The 10,940-nt window shown below is 52.0% G+C and carries 6 protein-coding genes; all 6 read right to left on the bottom strand.

Annotated features, from left to right (window positions below; genetic code table 11):
• Positions 1-148 precede the first annotated feature (148 nt).
• A complete protein-coding gene (locus LJ658_RS16070; RefSeq protein ID WP_230547555.1) occupies positions 149-2,941 on the bottom strand; it encodes a pitrilysin family protein in 2,793 nt (930 codons plus the stop codon).
• A 188-nt stretch (positions 2,942-3,129) separates the two neighbouring features.
• A complete protein-coding gene (locus tag LJ658_RS16065) occupies positions 3,130-4,182 on the bottom strand; it encodes a metallophosphoesterase (RefSeq protein ID WP_230547554.1) in 1,053 nt (350 codons plus the stop codon).
• 50 nt (positions 4,183-4,232) lie between these two features.
• On the bottom strand, positions 4,233-6,881 hold the full coding sequence (locus LJ658_RS16060) for a M1 family metallopeptidase (RefSeq protein ID WP_230547553.1): 2,649 nt from the start codon (positions 6,879-6,881) through the stop codon (positions 4,233-4,235).
• Positions 6,826-7,281, bottom strand: a complete 456-nt coding sequence (locus LJ658_RS16055; RefSeq protein WP_230547552.1) for a protein-disulfide reductase DsbD domain-containing protein — start codon at positions 7,279-7,281, stop codon at positions 6,826-6,828. The genes LJ658_RS16060 and LJ658_RS16055 overlap by 56 nt, the downstream gene beginning before the upstream one ends.
• Entirely contained in the window at positions 7,278-9,479 is a 2,202-nt protein-coding gene (locus LJ658_RS16050; protein WP_230547551.1) for a zinc-dependent metalloprotease, read from the bottom strand. Before LJ658_RS16050 ends, LJ658_RS16055 begins: the two co-directional genes overlap by 4 nt.
• Positions 9,476-10,801 carry a TlpA disulfide reductase family protein gene (locus LJ658_RS16045; RefSeq protein ID WP_230547550.1) on the bottom strand — a complete coding sequence of 442 codons (1,326 nt, stop codon included), beginning with the start codon at positions 10,799-10,801 and terminating at the stop codon, positions 9,476-9,478. The genes LJ658_RS16050 and LJ658_RS16045 overlap by 4 nt, the downstream gene beginning before the upstream one ends.
• Between the last annotated feature and the right edge of the window lie 139 nt (positions 10,802-10,940).

Below are 10,940 nucleotides of genomic sequence, written 5' to 3'. Positions count from 1 at the left end.
TATAAAGAACGAAGGTTTTTAATGTCTTATCATGGTTATCGTTTTAGCTTCCGGTCATTCCGGTAGTCCAGGATCATCCAAATGACAATCGCTATTATCACGATTATCATCAATCCAAACCCGATGTAAAATCCAGTATCCATTTGCCTTATTTTTCTGGTAATAATACTAGGCGTATATAATTACTGCCGCTTAAATATTTTAAAGCAGTATCCCTGATATCAGTTACCTTAACCTCATCCAGCAACTGCTCATAGTGGCTAACCTGTCCTAAATCGTCATGGTTCTGCAATTGACCGCTGATATAGCCGAGCCAGAAACCATTGGTCTTTAACTGCGGTTCAAAATTCGTTTTTTCTTCGGCGCGCCATTTGTCGATATTCTCCTGTGGCGGCCCATCCCTTTTCAGTTTAGCAATCTCATCCAGTGTGAACGCGATCAGTTTGTCAACGTTCTGCGGCGCACAGCCGAACTGGACAATAAAACCATAACGCGCCTGCGGATATTTGCCGGTCTGCACAAATACACCGGGACTGTAAACGCCGCTTTCGTCTTCCCGCAAGCGTTGCAGCAATCTTATTTCCAGCGCTTCTTTGAGCGCGTCCAGCCGGCTCTTATCAGACTTGCTATAGTCAAACAACCCCGAAAAAATTAGCAGCACTGATGCTTTGGGTTCAGTGCCTTTATAGACATTCTTTGCAATATGCCCCTCCGGGATATGAATGCCTAAATCTTTGGCTTGTTCCCCGCCCCGGGTTGATGGCAGGCTGCCCAGGTATTTTTCGAGCAAGGGCTTAATGCTGTTCGTATCGATGTTACCCACAAAAGTGAACGTAAAATTGGAAGCATCGGCAAACCGGTCTTTATAGAAGCTATATGCTTTATCCAGATTGACCTGCGCCAGCTTGGCTACCGAAGGGCCTGTCCTGCGAAAATTGTAACTGCCCAATACCGCGCTGACCGTATCACTGAATACGCTGCCAGGATCGTTTGCCCGGTTCAGCAGGCTGGACTTGGAACGGGCAATGATACCCTTGAGGATGGCGGTGTCCTTCCGTGGTTCGGTAAAATAAGCACGGATCAATTGTAATGCCGTTTCCAGGTCTTTCGGCGTAGACTTACCGTTAATCCCCTGGTAACGATCCGCAATGTATGGCACCGCGTCTGCTTGTTTTCCTGTCATATATTTATCCAGCTGGTCCGCACTATAGTTACCTGCCCCGCCGGCAGGGATCAGGCTTCCGGCATTGGCCGCGCTCTGGTAATCCGCATCAGGGCTGAGCGAGGTGCCGCCGGGTGCAAAAGCCGTAAACAGGATCTCGTCATTCTTAAAATCTGTCGGCTTGAGGATCACTTTAACGCCATTGCTTAAGGTCAGTGTAGTAAGATTCAGCGTTTTGTTTTGTTCTGCGGACAAGATCCTGCCCGCAGCAGGCTGAACGGCTAGTAAAGGCAGTGTGCTGACTTCATCGCAGTAAGGCGACAACTTTTCCGCTTCAACCGAAGCAAACCAACTGTTGATCAGCGCTTCGTTTGGTAAGCCTGCCTTTTCATTATCCGGCGCGAGTATCAGGACATCCCGGTTCTTTGTAGTAATATAGGCTGCTGCCAAGGCATTGAGATCTTTTAGCGTAATGCCCGGCAAGTCGTTTTGGGTCAACTGATATTCTGCCGTTATCCCTGGGGCAGCCGTACTTTTCAGGAAATATTCCTGGTATTCCTTTACATAGCTTTCCGATTGGGTCTTGTCTTTTTCCTTCAGCGATTCTTCCATTTGGTTCAGGTAAGCCGTTTTCGCCCGTTCCAGTTCGGTGGCGGTAAAACCAAAACGTTTCACCCGTTCGGTTTCACGCCACACTGCTTTGAAACCCTTTTCCAGTTCCCCGGGTTTGGCCACCACGCTGGCATCATAGCTATCGAGCCCGCCGATAAAGCCCGAGATTTGCGCGCCGCCCTGGACAAAGGGTGGAGTGGCCAGGCGCGATAGTTCGGCGTAGCGGGCGCCCAGCAACTGGTTAAACAAGCCCTGGATGATCGTCCGGCGGTAATCTGTCGTTGTTTTTAAAGGCGGCTGCGGATGCTTAATGAGGATCTCGGCAACCGTCGCGGTCATTTCCCGGTCAGTTACCGTCATTAACTGGTTTTTTCCGCTCAGCGGAACGGTAAACCTTGTCCGCAGTTTTTCATGCATCGGATTCTTTAAAGTAGAGAATTGAGCCTTAACTGTTTTCTCGATCTCATCCACATTGATATCCCCGACCACGATCAACGCCTGCAAGTCGGGCCGGTACCAGTCCTTATAAAAACGGGCGATCACGGGCCGTTTAAAATTATTGAGCACAGTATCCAGCCCGATCGGCATCCGGACGGCATAACGGGAGTTATTGAGCATCACCGGCCAGTATTGTCTTTGCATCCTTTCCTGTGCACCCTTTCCCAAACGTTTTTCTTCCAGCACAACGCCCCGTTCCTTGTCAATTTCGCCAGCGTCAAGTGTAGCATCCTGTGCCCAGTCGCGCATGATTTCCAACCCGCCTTTTAAAAGCTCCGGTTTATCCGAGGGGATGGGCAATTGGTAAACCGTTTCATCAAAGCTCGTATAAGCATTGATATCGGCGCCAAAGCGGATGCCTGACCGTTGCAAATAGTCGACCAGTTGATTATGCGGGAAATGTTTTGTGCCGTTGAAACTCATATGCTCCATGAAATGTGCCAGTCCGCGCTGATCCTCATCTTCCAGCACCGAACCGGCTTTGTTGACCAGGTAGAGTACCACCCGCTTTTTGGGCTCTTCGTTATGCCGGATATAATAGGTAAAGCCATTTGGCAGTTTGCCTGTACGGACCGCCGGATCGAGCGGCAATGGTTTTTCCTGCGCCAGCACGCCGCTCAGGAATAGAATCCCGGTTAGTATCAGGTATAGTGTTTTAGTTTTAATCATAATTGGTGCTAAAATCTTGTATTTATATATGCTGTATTTTTGCAATCCCCAACGTTTCATGCGGATCGTATTTCTTTTTAATCTATTTTAAAACAGTCAGCCCTGTCCTCGTCCGCATAGAGCGCTCGGGTAGCAGGGGTATATCAAGGTATGGCTGTGCCGGGTCATGAAAAGATGACCGCAGCCTGCTACAAAGGTGCCGCCAACTTTATTTTATCACCCTTGTCGTTCATGCGGTAATAGTTTTTGTTTGCTATTAAGATCGCCTCATGAACTCCATCGTGTTCATTCACATCTACGGCTACCACTTTATTTTCATAAAACAAACCGGCATGATCCACAATATCATGCCCAACCACGATCTTTTTGCAGCCATAAAAAAACAGGGTGCTGTCCACGATTTCCTGCGTGGCCAATGGTTCCAGGAAATAACCCCGGTACCAAAACAAGGCATCCTGTCCAAAGAAAACTTTCAGCTGATCCGGCAGGTCCTGCGGCGGGCTGTCGTAATAAGGCCGGCACTGGCTGTTGATGTCTGCCAGTTTCATCCGCTTGTTCAGGACAGCGGGGGAAACACCGCCATGGGTAACCAGCAGGTCGCCTATCTTTTCGATTGTGTTTTTGCTTTTTAGCCAGCGGCCAAGTTCAGTGTCCGCGGCATAAAGATCAGTATAGGGTTTACCGATCAATGCCGCACTGGCGAGATAGGCCGGATCAACGTAACGCAGGTCGCCGCTTAAGTTCATCAGGTCATGGTTACCCAGGATCACTTCGACTGCGCCCCCTTTCAGCGCGGCTTCATCTTCTAGTTTGTACAACAGCCATAAGAACTGGCAGACCTGGCGCCCGCGGTCGAACAGATCGCCCGCCACGACTAATTTGCCTTTGCCGAAAGTCCAGCGATAGCGGTTGTCTATCACTTTTGCTGCCAGCAATAAGTTTCGGAAAGGTTCGAACTCTCCCTCGATATCCGACAGCAGCAAATAGTGATCCGCCCCGGCAGTTTCGGACGGGGTGGGTCTGATGCTGTCTTTCAACCTGACGGTGAAATCCCAATCCGGATGCCGGTCCAGGTGCACCTGTAATAACCGGTTAGTTTTTTCCTTTTCCGGGAAATGTGCTGTTTGTCGTTTTGCGGTGCCGCCGGTGACAATGTTTTCGGTGGCGACCGTTCCCTGCCTATAAAACACGTAGGGGCCATCGGTCAGGTAATCAGCGGTTTGTGCTTGTGCGGCTGCCAACGGACAAAAGAAGGGGATCAGATAGAGAAAGACTTTCATGAATGATTATATTATTTGATTGGCTTATTGCTAAGGTCACCGCCGCCGATGACTACCTGGGTTACTTTATATTCGCTGACGCTTTGCACGACATTCGTGTTTTTCTCATAAAATGGCCATTTGATCCCGTTGCCTATATCGCGGTAGTCGCCCCATTCCATGGCCGTACCATCAGCAGCCATGGGGTATTGCTTGATCTTCAATCCGGATTCCCGATCGTAAAAATAGCGGGTGAGCGCCCCTTGTGGGGACCTGACGAGCACCAGGTATGCTAAGCGGTCACCAAGGATCTGCAGCACAGGCTCCAGCTTCAGGGTATAATCCTTGTTACCAAAATCAAGTTCCGGGAACAGCCGGTAGTTAGCCCGGAGCGACTCTTTTGCGGAATCCGTTAATACAACCGGGTAACCCATGCGCCTGAGCACCAAGCTGTCCCCGCTGATGGCCAGGTGCTGGATGTTAAGCTGGTGCGAGGCGGGCAGCGTTATATTCTGCAAAAAAATGCCCGGCTGCCGGTAAAGATCCATCCTGAGCCGCTCCAGCCCGCCCGAAGCACAGGCCGAGGTGACGGCCAGCTGCTTAATCGTTTTCAGTTTTTCGCGGCCCCCGACGGCTTCCAGGTAGTTGTTGACCACGGTCGCCGCAGTCAGGCCCGCAGGCGTCCGGACGCCGCTCCTGTCATTGTTTTCAGGCCGGATATCCGGCAACTCATGTGCGGGATCCAGCACCGCGTATTTGATCATAACGGTCGATGGGAAATAAAATGTCCAGGTCCCGCCCCGCTGCCAGATCTCCGCAGGTAAGCGTACAGTATCGGTTTTACCGTTTACCTGTCGCAGCGCCAGGGTAACGGGCAAAGCCATTCCGCCCAGGTTCTCCAGGGTGATCATCGCGCCTTTTGCAGGATCATCGCCTATATAGGCAATCTCTTTAATTGCCTGGTCGAGTTTCATGGTCGTAAAAAACCATTCTTGCCAGAACCAGCTCAAGTCCTCGCCCGCGGCATTGTCCATCGTGTGGAAAAAGTCCCAGGGGGTTGGGTGCTTAAAGGCCCAGCGGCGGATATAGGCCCGGAAGGCGTAATCAAAACGGTCCTGCCCGAGCACGTGCTCCCGCAGGATCGACAGCGCGAGCGCAGGCTTGTTGTACACGTCGCTGGCGATATGGTCATCCTGCAATACATCGGGGCTGTTCATGATCGCCTCGTCGTCTGCCGGGAATAGCGCCGGGGCCGCTTTATGCTGGTCCTTGACCGCATCATATTCTCCGTTGTTAAAATCGCGGGTATCCAGCTTATTGATAAAGGTATTCAGCCCTTCGTCCATCCAGCCATATTTACGCTCATTGGAACCCACGATCATCGGGAACCAGTTATGGCCGAATTCATGATTGATCACGTTCCACAGGAAATGGGTCTGGCTGAAGCGGTCACAAAAGACTAAACCTGGATACTCCATCCCCGTCGCCCCGCCCGCAACGCTGGTCGCAAGGGGGTAAGTATAGCTGAACCATTTGCCGGAATAAAGTTCGATCGCCGCCTTGGTATATTCAGTGGCCCTGCTCCAGGCGTTTATCCCCCTGCTTTCTACCGGGTAGAGCGACTGGGCCAGCGCTTTTTTCCTGCCGGGCAGGTTGATGCGCGCCGCATCCCATAAAAAAGCTTTTGAAGCAGCCCAGGATACATCCCGCGTGTTCTTACATAAAAAATGCCAGCTAAGGCTGGTCCGGTGCGGGTGAGCCGAAGGCCCGCTAAGATCAGTGGTATCCCGGATCATGACCGTTCGGTCGCTGTTTCTTGCCGCTGCCAGGCGGCGCAGGAATAAAGGCGTCAACACTTCAGCCGGGTTTAATAATTCCCCCGAACCGGCCACAACCAGGCCCGCAGGCGCGGTAATGGTATAATCAAAGTCACCGTAGTCCAGGTAGAATTCTGAAGCCCCCAGGTAAGGCACCACGTTCCAACCGCTGACATCATCATAGACCGCCATGCGGGGGTACCATTGCGCGACCTCGTATATCCAGCCGTTTTTGGTCATAGTCCGGCCCATCCGGTCGCTGCCCTCGGCCGGTATGTTAAAGGCATAGGCCACTTTAATGCTGATCTTACTGCCCGGCCGCAAAGCCTTCTGGAGCCTGACCTGCATGCGGGTGTCTCTGACGCAGTAATCTGCTTTTTCAGCCTTCCCCCTGCCGAGGAGGTAAACGCCCTTCACCTCATCACCTGTGGTAAACGCATTCACCGCAAAGCGGCCGCCGGCTACCGGGCTGGTCGCTTCGCCCCTGGAATCACGCCGGTAGATATTCTGGTCGAGTTGCAGCCATAAAAAGTCAAGCCGGTCCGGGCTGTTATTGACATAGGTGATCACAGCAGTACCGCTGATGCGGTGCCGCCCGGTGTCCAGGTTTACCTTTAGCAGATAATCGGCGCGGTTTTGCCAGTAGCGGGGGCCGGGGGCGCCGCCTGCGGTTCGGCAGGCACCGTTAACGGGGGGATAAAATACCGGCACAAATACCTGATGAGGGTCATAGGCCGGTGCCTGGGCATGAACGTCAACTAACGAGGCGCCCAAAATGAGCATAATGATAAGCTTAAAAATCCGCATATCAGTTGACAGGTATAGTAAAGGTGACCTCTTCCGGCGGAAGACACTGGTGGTCATTGCAGACCATATAATTCAACTTGCCTTTGACAACGACCGGCTTTCCCCCGGTTTGACGCAGGCTTATTTTCTGTTCAAAAATGACCGACTTTTCAAAATAGCGTACCTGCAGTTCAAAAGCCTTTTCATATTTGGTTAGGGGAGTGGGTTGCTTTATTTTTCCGGCCAGGCTGAATTCAGCCGCAGCGGTGAAGTTAAAACTGGTTTTGGCTGGCCCTCCCGGTAGCTGGTCGGCAGCATAGATGTGCCAGCCCTCGTCTATTGTCGCTTTCAGAAGAATCAGCGCTTCATTTTTCCCGGTCTTTTTGGCCGCATAGCTCCAGTGCACCGGTTGCAAAACCTGGGCGCGGAGCCGGCAGGCCAGCAGCGTGAAGACCAATAAGATCATTATTTTTTTCATGAGTTGTTTTTTTGTGCGGCTGACTGAAGCCCCTTATCGATTTCAGCGCGGCAATGTTCGAAATGTGAATTGGTAGCGGGGTTTTTAAGCGCGCCTATTCTGGCGCCAATCTTGGCGGAGAGGCTGGCCAGGCAAGCGCAGATGAGCCGTTTCCATTGTGCCGATGTGCCCTCAGAGACCTTACTAAAGGCAACCTTATCAGGCATCTGTAGCAGTTTGCAGGTCATATCAATATAGGTTAACTGCAGTTCTGCGCGTGAGGGGGAAACCATGGCGCGGGACTGGCCGAGCTCGCTGAAAATACCCTGTTGCAGGTCCCCGATCATTTGCGCATAGCTATACCCTGCAATCTGGTGGTCTGCAAGTAGATTGGATTTATCCAGGAAATCATACAGTATCGTTTTTTGCGTGAACAGTTCTGCGCAAATATTAGCTGCCTCCGCATTTTCTGTGCCCATTACTCCGGGCCAGGAACGCACCCGTACATTTTTTATACGTTTCAAAAACGGCGGCGCGAAAAACTCCTGATGGTCACCGAAAGCCTGGGTCAATAAAAACGCAACAGCCCGCCGCTGTACCCTTGCAGATACTTTCCGGTAAACAATGGACCCGTTGTGGCGGATTTGATTATTGGGCTCATACTGCCCACCGATCAGCGCGGCAACATGCTTCAACAGGTATGCCCGCTCTTCCAGCAACTGAATATATTTTTCCTTGAGCAGCACCTTATCGGCAGTTGCGGAACCTATAAACCCCATGACCCGCTTTAAATTTAACAGGCCGAGCCGGGACGCCTCCAGGTGGTCGTCGCCGAGGTCTTCTTCAATAGCGGAAGGATCAGAAATGCGGTCATTGCCATACCAGTTATAGCCCAGGCTGAATCGAAGCCTGGGCTCAGCATCCTGTCTGGAGAGCATTTTCCCGAGCGCCGGCCATTCATTTACCGGATCTTTGGCCAGCGGAAGCCGGCGGTAAGCATAGACAATTGCAAAACAGTCATAAGGCCCGATCACTGGAAAAAGGGCGGCGCCGTCACCGGGTTGCGCCACATAGTTCAGGCGCCCATAATCCATAATCGAAGCCTCAATGCCGTGCTTTTTTGTAAATGCCGGGTTTCTGAGCTGTTTTATCGTGTATACTGAACTGGCTTTATAATTATGGTCGAGGCCGAGCGCATGCCCTATTTCGTGGGAAACAGTATAACGGAGCATCCGCCCCTGCAGCTCATCCCGCAAAGGCAGTTTCCTGGCGCTGGGGTCACTAGCCGAAGCCTGGATAAAGTACCAGTTTTCATTATCAATAAGGGACGAGCCGCCTACTGTGACCCGGGAGAACAGCACCTCGCCGCTCCGGGGATCAATCACATGTGTGCCAGAGGCGCCCTCATCGGGCAACCATTGAATGATGCAGGGCGGTACCGGCATGGATTTCCAGCCGGCCTGTTGTGCCCTGGTGGACAGTTCGCAGCGAATCGCACGTTTAAATCCGGCCTTTTCAAAGGCGGTATTCCAGTCTTCCACAGCCTGTTTGATATACAGCTGCCATTTCCGCGGCGTTTCAGGAACCATATAAAAAACGATCGGCCTAACCGGCACCGATAGCTTTGCCCCCGGGAATTTCTTTTCCAAACGGAAGCGCTCGATCATTTTCAAATAGGGCGTTGGTTCTTTTTTATCCGTGGGATACCAACGGTGGAAAAAACCCAGCCGGTTATCGCATAACCTGGGCTGCATTGGCCTTTCCGGCAGCAAGACAAAATAATGCGGGGTGTCCGCCTCCCAGCCGGGCAGTTTGTCAAAGAGCGGGCTGACATTGATGATACAGGAACCCGAGGTTTCCGATGCTATTTTAAAACTGCGGAACCAGTGCCGCTGCGCTCCAATGGAATCGGCGCCCAGCACCCGCCGTGAGGCCTCGCGGACACGCATTTGTACCGAATCGCCGGCCCGGGTCCAGGTAAAAACGTTGTCTTGCTTAAATAAGCTGCCCAGGGGTTTTAGCACCAGCATTTCCTTTCCCAGGAGCTGCAGCGGGATCTTAAAATAACAGGCGTCCCCGCGGTGGTAAACGCTGAAAAGCGAGGCATCTACCAGGTATGGGGTCAGGGAAACACTATCGGCTTTTTCCTGTTGCGAAAATGCCGCCTTTCCGGGCACGAAAAACGCCAGGAGCAGGAAGAGTCTTAATGCCCTGTTCATTTTATTTTATGCTGATCGATCAGGATCACATCCAGGTCCCTTTCCTCCTGTACAAAGGCCAGGTCATATTTGGCCAGCGCCTGGCTGATCGATGCGACATCGGTCATTTTGCATTCCAGTTCCATATCGATCATTTCGTTGGTCATGCTTGTTTCGTTGACCAGCGGCAGCGGCGAAGCCTGGGCATAATAAAATTGTACCGGCGCCCAGAAACTGTTATCAAAGGCGGCATTATGCAGCGATATGTGGTACAAATCTCTATCCGTATGTGGCGTGCCGCCGGAAGTATGCAGCTTATCTATAGTTGAGGTACGTTTTAAGACCCAGCATTTCATCCGCTTCTTCCCCATCCGGCAGGTGATGCCCATCGGGGCGAGGAATTTACTGACCTCCTGCCGCGCGAGTTCCCATTTTTGCGGGTAAAGCGCCGGGTCCTGGACGATCAGCTCGTAGCAAAACAGGTGGTTCCATTTCCACTCATCCCATTTGTCCATGCGCTTAAACCAGGAATGCGGGTAATCAACCGCAGTGCTGTCCTCCGCTGTTACGATGATCCGGTTATCGACGAATTCCGTACGGCCCTGGCCCCAGACCGCCTTGCACATATTCAAAATGGTATTGTTCACGACGGTGATGCGGTTGGGATCGAAGGCGTAGAATCCTGGCAATTCATCATGATACCGCGTCATCATCGAGCAAAACAACAGGTTTTGCGGGCCTACCTGCACGCCCTGGCCGCCAAACAGCACGGGTTTGGTATCATCGACGTGCAGGTGGGGCGTATCTTTTTTCTGGTGCATTTTCGGCGCCTGCCCGGCTAACATGGCCGTGATATTGGCGGCGGTGACTTCTTCGTAACCGGTGATCGCCCGGACAACGCCGTCCCCGTCGATCCACACCTCGTGGGGGATGCTGTTGTGCGGGAATAGCTTGCCCAGCAATGAATCTTCCACCACCGAGGCCGGCAGGAAATGATAGCGCTTATGGATCCTTTCCAGCAGCGGCCCGGCAAGCGCTCCGGTTTCGTTATCGACCGGCAGGATCACCAGTTTGCCGCCAAATGATTTTTGCAGGGAATCCGCCTGCGGCATAAAGGCAACACAGGGCGCGCAGGTCGTCGCCCAGAAATCGAGAATGAGTAATTTGCCCTTAAAATCACTGATCCGGGCGCTTTTTTGCGGGTAATTGATCAGGTGGGCGATCGTGACATCCGGGCAACGCTGCCCCACGCCAATGCCCTGCGCCTGTGCCGACAGGGCAATAATTAATGCGGCAACACCTATTAGGGTGGTCCTTATACTGGTTTTTAATGTTAGGTTCATCGTTTGTAATTTTTGGCAATGCGCCGGAAGCAGCATTGCCGTTATTATTTCGGTTAAAAATTCGGCGTTTTAGCGCGTCAAAAGTCCCCCTGGCAGAAGCCAGAGGTGCCTTTTAACGTTTTTTAAAATTCGTGGTACA

The organism is Mucilaginibacter sp. UR6-11 (assembly GCF_020880695.1).
GTDB lineage: Bacteria > Bacteroidota > Bacteroidia > Sphingobacteriales > Sphingobacteriaceae > Mucilaginibacter.
Note: the sequence above shows the minus strand (reverse complement) of the source record. Positions and strands in the feature narration are given on the sequence as shown.

Excerpts from the sequence above, each read along its gene's own strand:
- LJ658_RS16050 (WP_230547551.1), bottom strand. The coding sequence starts at position 9,479 with ATGAACAGGGCATTAAGACTCTTCCTGCTCCTGGCGTTTTTCGTGCCC.
- LJ658_RS16045 (WP_230547550.1), bottom strand. The coding sequence starts at position 10,801 with ATGAACCTAACATTAAAAACCAGTATAAGGACCACCCTAATAGGTGTT.
- LJ658_RS16070 (WP_230547555.1), bottom strand. The coding sequence starts at position 2,941 with ATGATTAAAACTAAAACACTATACCTGATACTAACCGGGATTCTATTC.
- LJ658_RS16060 (WP_230547553.1), bottom strand. The coding sequence starts at position 6,881 with ATGACCACCAGTGTCTTCCGCCGGAAGAGGTCACCTTTACTATACCTG.
- LJ658_RS16055 (WP_230547552.1), bottom strand. The coding sequence starts at position 7,281 with ATGAAAAAAATAATGATCTTATTGGTCTTCACGCTGCTGGCCTGCCGG.